Below are 16299 nucleotides of genomic sequence, written 5' to 3'. Positions count from 1 at the left end.
CTGGTGCCGGACAGGTCGGCGCGGAACGGAAGGGCACTGTGCCTGAGCAGTCCGGGTCGGCACGGGCCCGTACCGAACGGGTGGGCATCGACGAGTTGCTGGAGCGCGTACGGGAAGGGCTGGACCGGATCGGTCCCGCGGAGGCGTTCGCCGCCGCTTCGGACGGCGCCCTGCTGGTCGACATCCGGTACGCGGCGCTGCGCGAACGCGACGGGCTGATCCCCGGCGCGCTGGTCGTCGAGCGCAACGAACTGGAGTGGCGGCTCGATCCGCAGGGCAGCCACCGAGCCCCCGAGGCGACCGGTCACGACCTGCGGGTCGTGGTGGTCTGCAACGAGGGCTACGCCTCGTCCCTCGCCGCCGCCTCCCTGCGGCAGTTGGGGCTGCACCGGGCGACGGACCTGATCGGCGGGTTCCAGGCCTGGCGCGCGGAAGGCCTCCCGGTCACGCGCTGACGGCGCGCCCGGGAGGCCTCGGCGTACGGCTGTTCGTCCGTGCGGGGGCGGCTACTGCTTCGCGGCCGCCGCCTCCACCGGCCGTACGCCGAGCGCCAGGCGCCCCGGCAGCGCCGTCGCCACCAGGGCGAGCAGGGCGGCGGTGCCCACCACCGTCGCGTACACCAGCGGCATCACCGCGGGGGCCGCGGCGCCCGTCATGCCGACGCTGAACGCGGTGAGGACGGCGAGGGAGATCCCGCTGCCGAGGACCGTGCCGATCAGCAGGACCAGCAGGGCCTCGATCCGCAGCATCCGCAGCACCTGGCGGCGGGTCGAGCCGACGAGGCGGAGCAGGGCGAACTCCCTGACGCGCTCGGAGACCGACATGGCGAGCGTGTTGACGACCGCGATGGCGGTGAAGGCCAGGACCAGGCCCATGGCCAGGAGGTTGACCTCGGCGTTGGCCTGCTGGCGGTCGGCCTGGACCCGGTCGGCGCCCGCCGGGTCGAGGACGGTGACGCCGGGGAACCCCTTGACCGCAGCGGCCAGTTCGGCCTTCGGGGCGTCACCCGCGACGAGGACGGCGGAGGCCAGCGGGTTGTCCATGTGACGGGCGAGCAGGTCGTGCGGGAGGGTCAGGTCGCCGAAGCCGAGGCCGCTCGCGTAGACGGCGCCGACCGTGAGGGTCGCGGGGGTGCCGTCGCCGAGGGTCAGCTTGAGTACGGAGCCGGGGGCGAGGTCCAGTTGGTCGGCGGCGAGTTCGCTGACGGCGGCGGAGCGTGCGCCGAAGCCGGCGAGGCTGCCGCTGGTGACGTCCGGGGCCCAGGTGCGGGTCAGCCCGGCCGGAGTGACGCCCTGCGCCGCGTACTTGGTGAGGCCGACCCGGACGTCGGTCCGCACGATCTCGGTCGCTGCCGTGACGCCCCGCACCGCGCGCACCCGCTCGGTCGCCGCGGCCGGGACCCCGGGGCCCCGGGCCGCCAGCACCCAGTCGGCGCGGTTGCCCTCGCGGGCCTGCTGGCGGGCGGCGTCGCCCAGGGTGGGCTGGACGAAGAGCACCGTGCACGCCATGCCGATCAGCAGCGCGAGCGGAGTGACGGCCGCGGCCATCCGGGCCGCGTTGCCCCGGACGTTGGCGGTGGCGAGACGGCCCTGGGAGCCCACCAGGCGCAGGGGCCCGGCGAGGACGGCGACCGCGCCCCGTACGACCAGCGGGCCGAGCAGCGAGACGGCGGCGGCGAGCACCACGACGGCCAGGAAGGTCACGGGGGTCGAGGCGGGCTCGGTGCGCAGCGTGGACAGCACGGCCACCAGCACGGCGCCGCCCGCGAGGAGCAGGACGCCTGCGACGACGCGGCCCCAGGCGGGGCGGGTGCGCCCGATGGCGGACTCCGCCATGGCCTCGGCGGGGCGGATGCGGGAGACGCGGCGGCCCGAGACGCGGGCGGCGGCCCAGGCGCCGAGCAGGGTGACGGCGACGGCGGTGAGCATCGGGAAGATCCCGGCGGTGCGCTCCAGGGTGTCGGGGATCGCGCCGGTCTCGACGAAGCGGCCGTGCAGCCAGGCGGCGAGCGGAAGGCCCGCCAGTGCGCCGGTGGCTCCCGCCGCGGCGCCGATGAGCAGGGCCTCCCGGCTGAGCAGGGCGCGGACCTGCCGGGGCGTCGCGGCGACGGCGCGCAGCAGGGCGAGTTCGCGGTGGCGCTGCTGGATGGAGAGGGCGAAGGTGCCGACGACGACCAGGATCGCCACCAGGAGCGAGGTGCCGCCCATGGCGCCGCCCATCGAGACGAGCTTGACTCGGGCGCCCGCGGCCTCCGGGAACTCCACGGGGCCCCGGCCGTCGCCGACGGCCACCTCGGCGTTGGTCCCGTCGAGCGCGGCGGCGATCCTTCGCTTCAACTCGCCCGCCTCGACGCCCTGTCGAGGGAGGACTCCGATGGCGGTGACCTGTCCGGGGCGGGCGGAGAGGCGGGCGGCCTCGGCCTGGCCGAAGAAGAGCGAGGTCTGCCGCGTGAGGCGGCCGTGCTCGGGGGCGGCGACGCCACTGACGCGGTACGCGGTGGGGGCGCCGGTCGACTGGATCGTGAGCCGGTCACCGGGCTTGAGGCCGGCGCGCTCGGCGAGACCCTGGTCGACCACGACGTCCCGGGCGGCGCGGGGCGCCCGGCCGGCGACGAGCGCGAAGGGCGTGAGCGGCGCGGAGTCCCAGGAGTGGCCGTAGGACGGGGCGCCGTCGCCGGGGACGCCCAGCGGTTGGGCCAGGAAGGTGAGTTCGGGGACGGCGGCGCGCACTCCTTCGACGGCGCGGACGCGGGCCACGGTGCTCGCGGGGAGCCAGGCCCGCTCGGCGACCGGCTTGGCCTTGTGCTTGACCTTGGTCTTGCCCTTCTTGTGCTTGACCGTGGTCCGGTGGACGTTCTGGTCGGCGGAGACGACGACCGGTGCGGCGGCGTAGCGCTCGGTGGCGATCTTGCCGCGCAGTCCGGTTTCGAGCAGGGTGCCGCAGGCGGTGATCAGTGCGGCGGCGCAGAGCAGGGCGGTGAAGGCGCCGAGGAAGCCGCCCTTCCGGTGCCGGATGGTCTGCAGGGCGTAGCGCATCAGCATGACGCGTCCTCGGAGGTGGTGGGGGCGGCGGGAGCGGCGGGAGCGGGGGAGGCGACGGCGTTCGCCGCGTCGGGGCGCTCGGCTGCGGGGAGGGCGAAGAACCGGGTGTGGACGGTGCGCGCGCCGGCCGGGGTCTGCTCGGCTGGGCGCTTGTAGCGGTTCATGAGGGCGATGTACTCCTCGAAGAACTCGCGGAGTTCGGGGAGGGTGAGCCGGATCTCGCCCCGGGAGTACGGGAAGGCGTCGGCCCATTCGTCCCCGGCGTCGGCCTCCCGCTGGAGCCGTTCGAAGAGGTCGAGGTCGGCTGCGTAGGCGTGGTGGTTCAGCTCGTCCATGACGAGGCGCATCTCGGGGGTCTGCCGGGAGCGCGGCGGGAAGCGGCGGTCGCCGGGGACGGCGCGCCACCAGCGCTCGCGGCGCGGGCTCGCCCCTTCGGCGCCTTCCACGAACCCGTACCTGGCGAGCTCGCGCAGGTGGTAGCTGGTCGCCCCGGTGTTCAGTCCGAGCTCTCGGGCGAGGATCGCGGAGGTGGCGGGGCCCTGGTGGCCGAGGTGCTGGAGGATCCGCTGACGACGGGGGTGCGCGAGGGCCTTGAGGGCGGCGAGTTCGGTGATCTCTGCGGGGCGGTCGGGTCGGGGTGCCATGCGGTACACACTGCTCTGTGCACAGGTTCCTGTGCACTGGAGCGCCCCGGCGTCCTGACAGGGGGGTTGTCCCCACCCCCGAGCGGGGCCACCACCCTGCCGGGACGGAATCGGAACCGGAAGGGAAACAGAACCGGATTCCGGAACCGGATTCCGAGGACCCCCGTCCCCCGGAATCCGAGCCCAGGTTCAGACACGGGCCCTCAAGGACCACGGGACCCGAGCACCCGGCTCGCCCCCTCCGGGCACCGACGCCCCGCCCCTAGAAGCCCTCCAGCTCGTCCACGTCTTCGCCCTCCGCCTCAAGCGCCTCCCGCACCACGCGCAGCGCCAGGCCCTCCCCGTATCCCTTGCGCGCCAGCATTCCGGCCAGGCGGCGCAGGCGCTTCTCCCGGTCCAGGCCCCTGGTGGCGCGCAGTTTCCGCTCGACCAGTTCGCGGGCCCGCTCCTCCTCCTGTTCGGAGTCGAGCTGTCCGACCGCCTCGTCGATGAGCTCGGGGCGCACCCCCTTGGTGCGCAGCTCCCGGGCGAGGGCGCGCCGGGCCAGGCCCCGGCCGTGGTGCCGGGACTCCACCCAGGCGTCCGCGAACGCCGCGTCGTCGATCAGTCCCACGTCCTCGAAGCGGGAGAGGACCTCCTCGGCCACGTCCTCCGGGATCTCCCGCTTCTTGAGCGCGTCCGCGAGCTGTTTGCGGGTGCGCGGGGTCCCGGTGAGCAGGCGCAGACAGATCGCCCGCGCCCGCTCCGCCGGATCCTGGGGTGACAGCGCCTTCTCGGCCCTCGACGAGTCGGGGCTGTCACCCGGCCATTCGGTTCGCCGGACCACCGGTCAGCTCTTGGCCGCCGTCGCCTTGGCCGCCTTGGCCTTGGTGGCGGGAGCGGGCACGGCCTTGGCGTCCTCGGCCGGACCCGCCGCGTCGGACGCGCCCTCGGCCTCCGGCTCGGCGGGCCTGACGCCGACGCCCAGCTTCTCCTTGATCTTCCTCTCGATCTCGTTGGCGAGATCGGGGTTGTCCTTCAGGAAGTTACGGGCGTTCTCCTTGCCCTGGCCGAGCTGGTCGCCCTCGTAGGTGTACCAAGCACCCGCCTTGCGGACGAAGCCGTGCTCCACGCCCATGTCGATCAGGCCGCCCTCGCGGCTGATGCCCTGGCCGTAGAGGATGTCGAACTCGGCCTGCTTGAAGGGCGGCGCGACCTTGTTCTTGACGACCTTGACGCGGGTGCGGTTGCCCACCGCGTCCGTGCCGTCCTTCAGGGTCTCGATGCGGCGGATGTCGAGGCGCACCGACGCGTAGAACTTCAGCGCCCGGCCACCGGTCGTCGTCTCCGGGGAGCCGAACATCACGCCGATCTTCTCGCGGAGCTGGTTGATGAAGATCGCGGTGGTCTTGGACTGGTTCAGCGCGCTGGTGATCTTCCGCAGCGCCTGGCTCATCAGCCGGGCCTGGAGACCCACGTGCGAGTCGCCCATCTCGCCCTCGATCTCCGCGCGCGGCACGAGCGCCGCGACGGAGTCGATGACGATCAGGTCGAGCGCGCCGGAGCGGACCAGCATGTCCACGATCTCCAGCGCCTGCTCGCCGTTGTCCGGCTGGGACAGGATGAGGTTGTCGATGTCGACGCCGAGCTTCTGGGCGTACTCGGGGTCGAGGGCGTGCTCGGCGTCCACGAAGGCCACCTGGCCGCCCGCCTTCTGGGCGTTGGCCACGGCGTGCAGGGTCAGGGTGGTCTTGCCGGAGGACTCCGGTCCGTAGATCTCCACCACGCGGCCGCGCGGCAGGCCGCCGACGCCGAGCGCGACGTCGAGCGCGGTCGAGCCGGTCGAGATGACCTCGATGGGCTCCTTGGACCGCTCGCCCATGCGCATGACCGCGCCCTTGCCGAATTGCCGTTCAATCTGTGCGAGCGCGGCGTCGAGCGCCTTCTCGCGGTCGGTACCTGCCATGGGCTCCACCCGGTTTGCTTGTGTCGATCGCTTCACGTCAAAGACGCTAACCCCTGCCACTGACAATGGGCCCCGACGTCCCGCTGACCTGTGGATAACCCTGCGGAATCCCCGCTGGGCGCGCTGCGGAATCCGCGCCGCCACCGGGCCAGAACTCCATGAGAATGGATGTTCGATTTTGGTGTCAAGCGCACCACGCGGGGCCGCGCCGACTGTCTTTCCGGCCCCCGCCCCGCCCCTTCCGGTCCCCTCCGCTAGTCCCCTCCGCGCCCCGCGCGCAGCGTCCCGCGCAGCCGGGCCAGGACCGAGGGCGAGTCGGTCCTGCGCCGGTGGCCGCCGTACACCCGGGGGTCGTCCGTCACCTCGTAGCGCTTCACGTAGGCGCCCAGGAACGCCTGGAGCGTGGCGACCGCGGGGATGGCGATCAGCGCGCCGATCGCGCCCATCAGCGCGGTGCCGGCGATGACCGAGCCGAAGGCCACGGCCGGGTGGATGTCGACCGTCTTGGAGGTCAGCTTCGGCTGGAGCACGTAGTTCTCGAACTGCTGGTAGACCACGACGAAGCCGAGCACCCACACCGCGTACCAGGGGTCGACGGTGAACGCGATCAGCATCGGCAGCGCGCCCGCCAGGTACGTGCCGATGGTGGGGATGAACTGCGAGACCAGGCCGACCCAGACCGCGAGGGCGGGGGCGTAGGGCACGCCCAGGATCTCCAGCAGGATGTAGTGCGCGATGCCGGAGATCAGCGCCATCAGGCCGCGCGAGTAGAGGTAGCCGCCGGTCTTGGCGACCGCGATCTCCCAGGCGCGCAGCACCTCGGCCTGCTTCGCGGGCGGCAGTACGGAGCACAGGGCGCGGCGCAGCCTGGGGCCGTCCGCGGCGAAGTAGAACGAGAACAGGGAGATCGTCAGCAGCTTGAAGAGGCCGCCCAGCACCTGTGCCGAGACGTCGAGCACCCCGCTGGCACTGTTCTGCACGTACCTCTTCAGCCAGTCGGAGCGCAGCAGGCTGTCCTGGACCTCGACGCGCGACAGGTCGGACTTGAACGTGGTGTTGATCCAGTTGATCACCGAGTCGAGGTACTTCGGGAAGTCGTCGACCATCTGCACGATCTGCCCGGCCAGCATCGAGCCGAGCAGTGTGAAGAACCCGGCGGTCGCGACCAGCACCCCGAGGAAGACGAGGAAGGTCGCGAGCCCCCTGCGCATCCCGCGCGCCGCCATCCGGCTCACGGCCGGCTCGATGGCCAGCGCCAGGAAGAACGCGATCAGGATGTTCAGCAGCAGCCCGATGAGCTGGTGGAAGGCCCAGCTGCCGAGCTGGAAGCAGGCGACGAGCGCGAGCGCGAGCACCATGGCGCGCGGCAGCCAGCGGGGCATGCGGTCGGACGCGCCGGAAGGGGCCGTCCGCGCGGGTGGCGGCGGGGATCCGGCCGCGCCCCCTTCCGGCCCTCCGTCGGCGCTGCTCGGGTCGCCGCCGCGGTCGGGATCGGTGCTGTTGTTCGTCTCGGTCTCGTCTGTCGGTGCCACGCGCACAGTCTCGCGCATCAGTCCGAGATTCCCGCCGCGGCGGGGTCCGACGGGGCCGGGGGCGCGGAAGGGCTCAGCGCCGCTCGGGCGGCACGTCCATCGCCGCGCACACCCCGCGCCAGACGTCCTTGGCCTCCCAGCCCGCCGCGAGCGCTTCCCTGACCGTACGGCCGCCGAGCTCGGACATCACGTGGTCGTTCGCGAACGACTCGGCGTACCCCTCGCCGAAGTGGTCCGCCATCCGTTCCCAGAAAATCGTCAACCGCATGAGCCCAGTATCCAGCCCCTGGGAGTGCAGCCCGGCCCCGAAGCCTTGCCGAGAGCGCTTTCCGCCCTACGGTCGGAGCATGGCTGGAACTGCAGCAACCCCACTGTCCCGCGCCGAGCAGTTCGTCTGGCTGACGGCCCGTGTGCTCGAACAGCGTCGGTTCGCGTACCACTTCCTCGACGGCGACGCAGAAACGGTCGACACCGCGCTCTGCGCGTACCTCAATGCGGACGGCGGCTACGGCCACGCCCTGGAGCCCGATCTGCGCGGCCCGGTCAGCCAGCCGCTGCACACCGCCCACGCCCTGCGCGTCCTGGACTCGATCGGGAAGGCGGGCGGCCTGCGGACGGAACGCATGTGCCGGTACTTCACGGACGTGTCCACCAAGGAGGGCGCCCTGCCCGCGCTCCACCCCTCGCAGCGCGGCTATCCCACCGCCCCGTTCATGCCGGTCCTCGACGACCCGCCGCCGGAACTGCTCGCCACGGGGCCGGTCGTCGGACTGCTCCACCGCAATCAGGTGTGGCACGCCTGGCTGTTCCGCGCGACCGACTTCTGCTGGGCGGCCGTGGAGAACCTTGAACGGTCCCATCCGTACGAGGTCGAGGCGGCGGTCGCCTTCCTGGACGGCGTTCCCGACCGGGCGCGGGCCGAGGCCACGGCCGACCGGCTCGGCCGCCTCGTGCGCGAACAGCGGCTCGTCGTGCTGGATCCCGCGCGGCGGGCGGAGCAGCCCGTGGCGCCCGGCTACGCGCCGGGAGAGCACCATTTCCCGCACGACTTCGCGCGCGCCCCGGGCTCGCTGGCCCGGCACTGGTTCACCGACGAGGAGATGGACCGTTCGCTGGACTTCCTGGCGGGCGAGCAGCGCGAGGACGGCGGCTGGAGCGTCAACTGGCGCCAATGGGCCCCCGGCACCGAGCTGGAGTCCCGTCCCCTCGTCACCATCCAGGCGCTGCTGACACTGGAGGCGTACGGCCGTCCCATCGCCTGACGCCCGTACGGACCTTCCCTTCGGCCGCTCTGCCGCCCGTCCCTCCGGTCAGCCGCCCAGTGCCCGCACTCCCGCCGTGACCAGTACGGCGGCGCCCACGATCACCAGGAAGGGCGCGCGCAGCACCAGGGCGGCCCCGGCGGCCAGCACCCCCGCGGCCCTCGCGTCGAGCACGAGCTGCTGTCCCGACGCGAAGGTCTGCTGGGCAGTGAGGGCGGCGAGCAGCGCCACGGGCAGCAGGGCGGCGAGCCGCCGCACCAGGGGCCGCTCCAGGGCTCCCGCGGGCACGAGCAGCCCCAGGAGCTTCACGAGGTAGCAGCCCGCAGCCGTGACCCCGATCGCGATCCAGACGCTCATCGCCCGGCCTCCTTCTTCCTGTCCTTGCCGACGGCCTCGCCCCGGCTCCCCGCACGACCCTCGGCGCGGTCCTCGGCGCGGTCCTCCGCACCGCCCTCCGCACCGCCCTCCGCCCGGCCTTCCGTCCGGCCCTCCACACGGCGCCCTTCGAACCACAGCACCGCGGGCGCGGCGAGCGCCGCGACCAGTACCGGCACGCCCGCGGGCAGCACCGGCAGCAGCCCAAGCCCGAGCACCACCGCGATGCCCGCGACGACCCGCTCCGTGACCGTCCGCAGCATGGGCGCGAGCAGCGCGAGGAAGACGGCGGGCCCCGCGGCGTCCAGGCCCCACGCGTCGGTGTCGCCCAGTGCTTCGGCGCCGAGGGCACCGAAGAGGGTGGTGAGGTTCCACAGCACGTAGAGGGTGAGCCCGGTCACGGTGAACCCGATGCGCACGCCGCGCCGCGTGGGCTGGGCGAGCGCGACGGCGGTGCTCTCGTCGATGACCCAGTGCGCGGCGAGGGGCCGCAGCCAGCGCGGCAGGGCGAGCAGCTGGGAGAGCCGCAGTCCGTAGAAGGCGTTGCGCACGCCCAGGAAGAAGGCCCCGGCCGCCGCGGTGAGCGGATTGCCGCCGGCCGCTACCGCCCCGACCAGGGCGAACTGCGAGGCGCCCGTGAAGACGAACAAACTGAGTACGCAGGTCTGGAGGAGCGAGAGCCCCGAGCCCGCCGAGGTCACTCCGAAGGCGAAGCCGGACAGCCCGACGGCGATGCCGACGCCGAGGGCGTCCCGGACGACGGCGGCGTCCGGCTTGTGCTCCGGATCCGCCCGACCCTCCGAACGCTCCGAGCCCTCCGAACGCGTCGGATCCTCCGGGCCGGACACGAGTACGGGCGCGGGCGCGGGTACGGGTACGGGTATTCGAAGTTCTGTCTGTGCGGTCCGATCCGCCTGTTCTGCCACGCCCCGGACGCTACGGCGCCCCTCTCTCCCCGGTCTTGTACGTTCTTGCGCGCTCCCGCCGGTACGCCCCCGGCGGAACCCCGACGATGCGGGTGAAGTGCCGGTTCAGGTGCGGCTGGTCGGTGAAGCCGACGGCCACCGCCGCGTCCGCGGGCGCCGTCCCCGATTCGAGGAGCACCCTCGCCCTGCGGACGCGCGCGTCGGTGAGCCAGGTGTGCGGCGGCAGCCCGTACGCCGCCTTGAAGGCCCGCAGCAGCGCGAAGGGGCTGCTGCCCAGTTCCCGTGCCAGCTCGTCGAGGGACGGCGGGTCCGCCATCCGCGCCTCCAGGACGTCCCGGGCGAGCTGCGCCGTCCGCGCCCCGCCCGTGGCCGGGTTCCTGGCGGGCAGGGACTGGCCGTAGCGCCGCAGCATGCGGGCGACGGCGATGCGCAGCAGGCTGTCGGCGGCGAGCGCGTTCCCCTCGTCGGTCGCCCGGTGCACCTCGCAGATGAGCTGTGAGGCGTACGCGTCCTCGACGATGGTCTCGGCGAACCCCGCGGTCCCGCGCAGCGTCGTCATGTCATCGGCGATCCCGGCGATCAGTCCGGCGGACGGGTAGAGCGTGGCGTACGACCAGCCCTCGGGCACCCCCGCGTGGGCGGAGTGCGGCACCTCGGGGTTGATCATGACGACGCTGCCGGGCACGGCCCTGATCAGGCCGCCCGGCATGCGCACGTCCTCGATGCCGAGCCGGACCGCGCCGAAGACGAAGCCCTCGTGGGTGTGGCGCGTGAAGGAGTGGCGGACGTAGCGGGCGCGCAGCAGGTCGAGGCCCGGCACCCCCGGATGCTGCCAGTGCCGCGCCCACTCGCCCTTGCGGCTCGTGGCCGTCGCGCGCTTCTCCATGTGACCATTCTGCGCCCGCCGCAGCACCGCTGACCTGCGCGTCCGGGTCCTGGAACGCTCGTTGTCAGTGGCGGGGTGCACGATGGAGGACATGGTCGCCCGTGCGCTCGACGCCTTCTCGCCCGCGACCCGCGGCTGGTTCGCGGGCGCCTTCCACGCGCCCACCACCGCCCAGGAGGGCGCCTGGCGGGCGATCGGCGAGGGCTCGGACGTGCTGGTCGTGGCGCCGACGGGGTCGGGCAAGACCCTCGCCGCGTTCCTGGCCTCGCTCGACCGCCTCGCCTCGACCCCGCCGCCCGCGGACGCGAAGAAGCGCTGCCGGGTGCTGTACGTGTCGCCGCTGAAGGCCCTCGCGGTCGACGTCGAGCGCAACCTCCGCTCCCCGCTCACGGGCATCCGTCAGGAGTCGGTGCGCCTCGGGCTGCCCGAGCCCGACGTACGGGTGGGGATCCGCTCGGGCGACACCCCGGCGACCGAGCGCAGGGCCCTGGCGACGAAGCCGCCGGACATCCTGATCACGACCCCCGAGTCGCTGTTCCTGATGCTCACCTCGTCCGCGCGGGACGCCCTGGCCGGGATCGAGACGGTGATCCTGGACGAGGTGCACGCCGTGGCGGGCACCAAGCGCGGCGCCCACCTCGCCGTGTCGCTCGAACGGCTGGACGAGCTGCTGCCCCGCCCGGCCCGCAGGATCGGCCTGTCCGCGACCGTCCGTCCGGTCGACGAGGTGGCCCGCTTCCTCTCGCCGCGACGGAAGGTGGAGATCGTCCAGCCGCCCTCCACCAAGGAGTTCGACCTGTCGGTGGTCGTCCCGGTCGAGGACCTGGGCGAGCTGGGCGGCTCGCCCGCGTCCGACGCGGGCGCCGATGAGCACGCGGACAAGCCGTCGATCTGGCCCCACGTCGAGGAGCGGATCGCCGATCTGGTCCAGGCGCACCGCTCGACCATCGTCTTCGCCAACTCCCGCCGCCTGGCGGAGCGGCTGTGCAACCGGCTCAACGAGATCGCCCACGAGCGGGCGACCGGCGGGCCGCTGCCCGAAGCCCCGTCCCCCGCCGAGGTCATGGCCCAGTCGGGCGCGGCCCTCGGCGCGCCCCCGCTGCTGGCCCGCGCGCACCACGGCTCGGTCTCCAAGGAGCAGCGGGCCCAGGTCGAGGAGGACCTGAAGGCGGGCCGGCTGCCCGCCGTCGTCGCCACCTCCAGTCTGGAGCTCGGCATCGACATGGGCGCCGTCGACCTGGTGGTCCAGGTGGAGTCGCCGCCCTCGGTGGCCTCCGGGCTCCAGCGGGTGGGCCGGGCGGGGCACCAGGTGGGCGCGGTGTCGCGGGGCGTCGTCTTCCCCAAGTACCGCGGCGACCTGGTGCAGGCGGCCGTGGTGACCGAGCGGATGCGCGCGGGTTCCATCGAGGCGCTGCGGGTGCCGGCGAACCCGCTGGACGTGCTGGCGCAGCAGCTGGTCGCCATGGTGGCGCTGGACGTGTGGCAGGCGGACGACCTGCTGGCGGTGGTGCGCAGGGCGGCGCCGTTCGCCTCGCTGCCGGACTCGGCGTTCACGGCGGTGCTCGACATGCTGGCGGGCCGCTATCCGTCGGACGCCTTCGCGGAGCTGCGGCCCCGCGTGGTGTGGGACCGGGTGGCCGGGACGGTGACGGGGCGGCCGGGGGCGCAGCGCCTCGCGGTCACCTCGGGCGGCACGATCCCGGACCGGGGACTGTTCGGCGTCTTCCTCGCCGGGGCCGACCCGAAGAAGGGCGGCGGGCGGGTCGGCGAGCTGGACGAGGAGATGGTGTACGAGTCGCGGATCGGCGACGTCTTCACGCTCGGTACGACCTCCTGGCGCATCCAGGACATCACCCGCGACCGCGTCCTGGTCTCCCCCGCCCCCGGAGTGCCCGGACGGCTGCCGTTCTGGAAGGGCGACCAGTTGGGCCGCCCGCTGGAGCTGGGCCGGGCGCTGGGCGCGTTCCTCCGCGAGATCGGCGCCCTGTCGCCGGACGACGCGCGCGTGCGGCTGAGCGCGGCGGGGCTCGACGAGTGGGCCGCCGACAACCTCGTCGGGTACCTGGACGAGCAGCGCCGCGCCTGTGGGCACGTACCGGACGACCGGACGATCCTGGTCGAGCGGTTCCGCGACGAGCTGGGCGACTGGCGCGTCGTGATCCACTCCCCGTTCGGCGCCCAGGTGCACGCCCCGTGGGCGCTCGCGCTCGGCGCCAGGCTCACCGAGCGGTTCGGCATGGACGCCCAGGTGATGCACGCCGACGACGGCATCGTGCTGCGGCTCCCCGACGCGGACCTGATGGGCCTCGACCTGCTCGACCAGGACCCGGCCGACGCCTGTGCCGCGTACGACTCCGAGCAGGCCCCGGTCTCCGCCGCCGACACCCTGTTCGACAAGGGCGAGATCGGTCAGATCGTCACGGACCAGGTGGGCGCCTCCGCGCTCTTCGCCGCCCGCTTCCGCGAGTGCGCCGCCCGCGCCCTGCTGCTCCCGAGGCGCAGCCCCGGCAAGCGCACCCCGCTGTGGCAGCAGCGCCAGCGCGCCGCGCAGCTCCTCCAGGTGGCGTCCGAGTTCGGCTCGTTCCCGATCGTCCTTGAGGCGGTCCGCGAATGCCTCCAGGACGTCTTCGACGTGCCGGGGCTCACCGAACTGATGGGCGACATCGAGGCGCGCCGGGTGCGGCTCGTCGAGGTGACCACCCCCGAGCCGTCCCCCTTCGCCCGCTCGCTCCTGTTCGGGTACGTCGCGCAGTTCCTGTACGAGGGGGACTCGCCGCTCGCGGAGCGCCGCGCGGCGGCCCTCTCCCTGGACTCCCGGCTGCTGGCCGAGCTGCTCGGCCAGGCGGAGCTGCGCGAGCTGCTGGACGCCGACGTCCTGACCGAGCTGGAGCAGGAGCTCCAGTGGCTCACCGAGGACCGCCGGGTCAAGGACGCCGAGGGCGTCGCGGACCTGCTGCGCGTCCTCGGCCCGCTGACCGGTGCCGAGCTGTCCGCGCGCGGTGCGGACCCGGCCTGGGCGCGGGAGCTGGCGGCGGCGCGGCGCGCCGTCCCGGTCCGCATCGCGGGCCGGGACCACTGGGCGGCGATCGAGGACGCGGGGCGGCTGCGCGACGCGCTGGGCACGGCCCTGCCGGTGGGCGTGCCCGAGGCGTTCACCGAGCCGGTCAAGGACCCCATCGGCGACCTCCTCGCGCGGTACGCCCGTACCCACGGCCCGTTCACCTCGGCCGGAGCGGCGGCCCGCTTCGGTCTCGGCACCGCGGTCGTGGACGGCGCCCTGCACCGCCTGGCGGCCGCCGGCCGCGTCGTGCAGGGCGAGTTCCATCCCTCCGGCATCGGCCAGGAGTGGTGCGACGCGGCGGTCCTGCGGCGGCTGCGGCGCCGCTCCCTGGCGGCGCTCAGGCAGGAGCTGGAGCCCGTCCCGCCGGCCGCGCTCGCCTCGTTCCTCCCGCAGTGGCAGCACGTGGGCGGCGGGGGCCTGCGCGGCGTCGACGGCCTGGCCCGCGCCGTGGAGCAGCTCCAGGGCGCCCCGGTCCCCGCCTCGGCCCTGGAGAAGCTGATCCTGCCGTCCCGCGTGCGCGACTACGGCCCCGCGCTCCTGGACGAGCTGACCACCACGGGCGAGATCGTCTGGGCCGGGGCCGGCGCGCTCCCCGGCAAGGACGGCTGGCTGGCGCTCTACCCGGCGGACACGGCGCCGCTGCTCCTGCCGCCCCCGCACCCCCTGGAGACGACCGCGCTGCACAACTCCGTGCTCACCGCGCTGGCGCCCGGGTACGGCCTGTTCTTCCGGCAGATCGCCGACCAGGTCAGAGCCACCACCCACCCCGAAGCGACCGACCCGCAGCTCGCGGACGCCATCTGGGACCTGGCCTGGTCCGGCCGCCTGACCAACGACACCCTGGCGCCCCTGCGCGCCCTCCTCGGCTCGGGGCGCACCGCGGGCTCCACGGCGCACCGCGCCAAGCGCGCCACGCCCCGCGGCAGGTACGGCTCCCTCACCCCGATGTCCCGCCCCGCCTCCCGCGGCGGACCGCCCACTGCCTCGGGCCGCTGGTCCCTGCTGCCCGCCCCGGAGCCGGACCCCACGCACCGCGCGCACGCCCGCGCCCGCACGCTGCTCGACCGGCACGGCGTGGTCACCCGGGGCGCGGTCCAGGCCGAGGGCGTCGAGGGCGGCTTCTCCGCCGTCTACCGCGTCCTGTCCGCCTTCGAGGACAGCGGACAGGCGCGCCGCGGCTACGTGGTCGAAGGGCTGGGCGCCGCGCAGTTCGCCATGGACGGCGCGGTGGACCGGCTCAGGGCCACGTCCACGGCCCGCGACCGCGCGGACGGGGAGCAGCCGGGACGGGCGGTGGTACTGGCCGCCGCCGACCCCGCCAACGCCTACGGCGCGGCGCTCCCCTGGCCCGAGCCGCCCAACGGAGCGGGCCACAAACCGGGCCGCAAGGCGGGCTCCCTCGTGGTGCTGGTCGAGGGCGAGCTGACGCTCTACCTGGAGCGCGGCGGCAAGACCCTCATCTCCTGGCCAGCCGACCCGGACTCCCCCGCCCTCTCGGCGGCGGCGACGGCCCTCGCGGAGGCCACGCGCGCGGGGTCGCTCGGCACGATCACGGTCGAGCGGATCAACGGCGCGGCGGCCCTGACCTCACCCCTCGGCCCCGCCCTGGAAAAGGCGGGCTTCCTCGCCACGCCCAGGGGCCTGCGGCTCCGCCCCTAGGACGGCGGCCCCGGATTCCGTACGCGCGCACCCCCGTACGCGCCGTACCCCCGTACCCCCGTACCCCCGTACCCCCATGATGGAGACATGCCCGAAGGAGACACCGTCTGGCAGACCGCCCACCGCCTGCACGCCGCCCTCGCCGGCCACCCCCTCACGCGCTCCGACCTGCGCGTCCCCCGGTTCGCCACCGTCGACCTCACCGGCCGTACGGTCCTGGACGTCACCCCGCGCGGAAAACACCTGCTGACCCGGTTCGAAGGCGGCCTCACGCTCCACTCGCACCTGCGCATGGAAGGCGCCTGGCGGATCTTCGCCCCCGGTGAGCGCTGGCGCGGCGGCCCCGCCCACCAGATCCGCGCGGTCCTCTCCACCGCCGGGCACACCGCGGTCGGCTTCCGCCTGCCTGTACTGGAAGTGATCCGCACCCAGGACGAACCGCGTGCCGTCGGCCACCTGGGCCCCGACCTGCTCGGCCCCGACTGGGATCCCGACGAGGCCCTGCGCAGGCTCTGCGCGGACCCCGCCCGGCCCCTCGGGGACGCCCTGCTCGACCAGCGGAACCTCGCGGGCATCGGCAACGTCTACAAGTCCGAGCTGGCGTTCCTCGCCGCCGTCACCCCCTGGCTCCCGGTCGGCGAGCTCGCGCCCGGCGTACCGCCCCGCCTCGTCGCCACCGCCCGCCGCCTCCTCGAAGCCAACAAGGACCGCCCGGACCGCCGCACGACGACCACGGCCCGCAGCAGCGAGCGCCTGTACGTCTACGGCCGCGCGTCCCGCCCCTGCCTCCGCTGCGGAACGCCCGTCCGCAGGGCGGAGCCGTCGGGGGACCGCGACCGCGTCTCGTACTGGTGCCCCGGCTGCCAGACGGGCCCGACCCCGTGACCGACACCCGCGACGACCGCCCACGACCGCCGCCCGCGACGACCCGCCCGCGTCCAGCGCCCGGAACCGGCCCGTGGCCGCCG

General features: G+C 74.2%; 13 protein-coding genes. 4 read left to right on the top strand and 9 right to left on the bottom strand.

Annotated elements, in window-relative coordinates; all coding sequences use genetic code 11:
* Positions 1-38: 38 nt before the first annotated feature.
* Positions 39-455 (top strand): rhodanese-like domain-containing protein, encoded by a 417-nt coding sequence (locus tag ACIBNE_RS36330; RefSeq protein ID WP_399279449.1) that lies wholly within the window; start codon positions 39-41, stop codon positions 453-455.
* A 51-nt stretch (positions 456-506) separates the two neighbouring features.
* Here ACIBNE_RS36330 and ACIBNE_RS36325 read toward each other — a convergent pair whose 3' ends face one another.
* The 6 genes from ACIBNE_RS36325 to ACIBNE_RS36300 all read right to left on the bottom strand — a co-directional run bounded on the left by ACIBNE_RS36325 (position 507) and on the right by ACIBNE_RS36300 (position 7430).
* Positions 507-3041 carry an FtsX-like permease family protein gene (locus ACIBNE_RS36325; protein ID WP_399279447.1) on the bottom strand — a complete coding sequence of 845 codons (2535 nt, stop codon included), beginning with the start codon at positions 3039-3041 and terminating at the stop codon, positions 507-509.
* Positions 3035-3685 carry an ArsR/SmtB family transcription factor gene (locus tag ACIBNE_RS36320; protein ID WP_399279445.1) on the bottom strand — a complete coding sequence of 217 codons (651 nt, stop codon included), beginning with the start codon at positions 3683-3685 and terminating at the stop codon, positions 3035-3037. Before ACIBNE_RS36320 ends, ACIBNE_RS36325 begins: the two co-directional genes overlap by 7 nt.
* A gap of 262 nt (positions 3686-3947) precedes the next feature.
* Positions 3948-4511 carry a recombination regulator RecX gene (recX, locus tag ACIBNE_RS36315; protein ID WP_399279443.1) on the bottom strand — a complete coding sequence of 188 codons (564 nt, stop codon included), beginning with the start codon at positions 4509-4511 and terminating at the stop codon, positions 3948-3950.
* A 3-nt stretch (positions 4512-4514) separates the two neighbouring features.
* A complete protein-coding gene (recA, locus tag ACIBNE_RS36310) occupies positions 4515-5630 on the bottom strand; it encodes a recombinase RecA (protein ID WP_399279441.1) in 1116 nt (371 codons plus the stop codon).
* A 254-nt stretch (positions 5631-5884) separates the two neighbouring features.
* Positions 5885-7162 (bottom strand): AI-2E family transporter, encoded by a 1278-nt coding sequence (locus ACIBNE_RS36305; protein ID WP_399279439.1) that lies wholly within the window; start codon positions 7160-7162, stop codon positions 5885-5887.
* A 73-nt stretch (positions 7163-7235) separates the two neighbouring features.
* Positions 7236-7430, bottom strand: a complete 195-nt coding sequence (locus ACIBNE_RS36300) for a DUF3046 domain-containing protein (protein ID WP_399279437.1) — start codon at positions 7428-7430, stop codon at positions 7236-7238.
* Positions 7431-7509: 79 nt separating this feature from the next.
* Here ACIBNE_RS36300 and ACIBNE_RS36295 point away from each other — a divergent pair, with 79 nt between their 5' ends.
* Positions 7510-8424 (top strand): hypothetical protein, encoded by a 915-nt coding sequence (locus tag ACIBNE_RS36295; protein ID WP_399279435.1) that lies wholly within the window; start codon positions 7510-7512, stop codon positions 8422-8424.
* A gap of 48 nt (positions 8425-8472) precedes the next feature.
* Here ACIBNE_RS36295 and ACIBNE_RS36290 read toward each other — a convergent pair whose 3' ends face one another.
* From ACIBNE_RS36290 to ACIBNE_RS36280, 3 genes are all read right to left on the bottom strand, one after another.
* Positions 8473-8781 carry an AzlD domain-containing protein gene (locus tag ACIBNE_RS36290; protein WP_399279433.1) on the bottom strand — a complete coding sequence of 103 codons (309 nt, stop codon included), beginning with the start codon at positions 8779-8781 and terminating at the stop codon, positions 8473-8475.
* Positions 8778-9647, bottom strand: a complete 870-nt coding sequence (locus ACIBNE_RS36285; RefSeq protein ID WP_399279819.1) for an AzlC family ABC transporter permease — start codon at positions 9645-9647, stop codon at positions 8778-8780. Before ACIBNE_RS36285 ends, ACIBNE_RS36290 begins: the two co-directional genes overlap by 4 nt.
* An 88-nt stretch (positions 9648-9735) precedes the next feature.
* Entirely contained in the window at positions 9736-10611 is an 876-nt protein-coding gene (locus ACIBNE_RS36280) for a helix-turn-helix domain-containing protein (RefSeq protein ID WP_399279431.1), read from the bottom strand.
* A gap of 91 nt (positions 10612-10702) precedes the next feature.
* Between ACIBNE_RS36280 and ACIBNE_RS36275 the strand changes: the two genes are divergently transcribed.
* Both ACIBNE_RS36275 and ACIBNE_RS36270 read left to right on the top strand, forming a co-directional pair.
* Positions 10703-15331 (top strand): ATP-dependent helicase, encoded by a 4629-nt coding sequence (locus ACIBNE_RS36275; RefSeq protein ID WP_399279429.1) that lies wholly within the window; start codon positions 10703-10705, stop codon positions 15329-15331.
* Positions 15332-15418: 87 nt separating this feature from the next.
* Complete coding sequence (locus ACIBNE_RS36270) at positions 15419-16216, top strand: Fpg/Nei family DNA glycosylase (RefSeq protein WP_399279427.1); 798 nt, start codon at positions 15419-15421, stop codon at positions 16214-16216.
* The last annotated feature ends 83 nt before the right edge of the window (positions 16217-16299 follow it).

Origin of the sequence: Streptomyces sp. NPDC050504 (genome assembly GCF_044458065.1) — a bacterium.
In the GTDB taxonomy this organism is placed as follows: domain Bacteria; phylum Actinomycetota; class Actinomycetes; order Streptomycetales; family Streptomycetaceae; genus Streptomyces.
Note: the sequence above shows the minus strand (reverse complement) of the source record. Positions and strands in the feature narration are given on the sequence as shown.

What these genes read in the sequence shown, in the direction of transcription:
- ACIBNE_RS36325 (WP_399279447.1), bottom strand. Translation starts at nt 3,041, where the DNA reads ATGCTGATGCGCTACGCCCTGCAGACCATCCGGCACCGGAAGGGCGGC.
- ACIBNE_RS36320 (WP_399279445.1), bottom strand. Translation starts at nt 3,685, where the DNA reads ATGGCACCCCGACCCGACCGCCCCGCAGAGATCACCGAACTCGCCGCC.
- recA (WP_399279441.1), bottom strand. Translation starts at nt 5,630, where the DNA reads ATGGCAGGTACCGACCGCGAGAAGGCGCTCGACGCCGCGCTCGCACAG.
- ACIBNE_RS36300 (WP_399279437.1), bottom strand. Translation starts at nt 7,430, where the DNA reads ATGCGGTTGACGATTTTCTGGGAACGGATGGCGGACCACTTCGGCGAG.
- ACIBNE_RS36295 (WP_399279435.1), top strand. Translation starts at nt 7,510, where the DNA reads ATGGCTGGAACTGCAGCAACCCCACTGTCCCGCGCCGAGCAGTTCGTC.
- ACIBNE_RS36290 (WP_399279433.1), bottom strand. Translation starts at nt 8,781, where the DNA reads ATGAGCGTCTGGATCGCGATCGGGGTCACGGCTGCGGGCTGCTACCTC.
- ACIBNE_RS36280 (WP_399279431.1), bottom strand. Translation starts at nt 10,611, where the DNA reads ATGGAGAAGCGCGCGACGGCCACGAGCCGCAAGGGCGAGTGGGCGCGG.
- ACIBNE_RS36275 (WP_399279429.1), top strand. Translation starts at nt 10,703, where the DNA reads ATGGTCGCCCGTGCGCTCGACGCCTTCTCGCCCGCGACCCGCGGCTGG.
- ACIBNE_RS36270 (WP_399279427.1), top strand. Translation starts at nt 15,419, where the DNA reads ATGCCCGAAGGAGACACCGTCTGGCAGACCGCCCACCGCCTGCACGCC.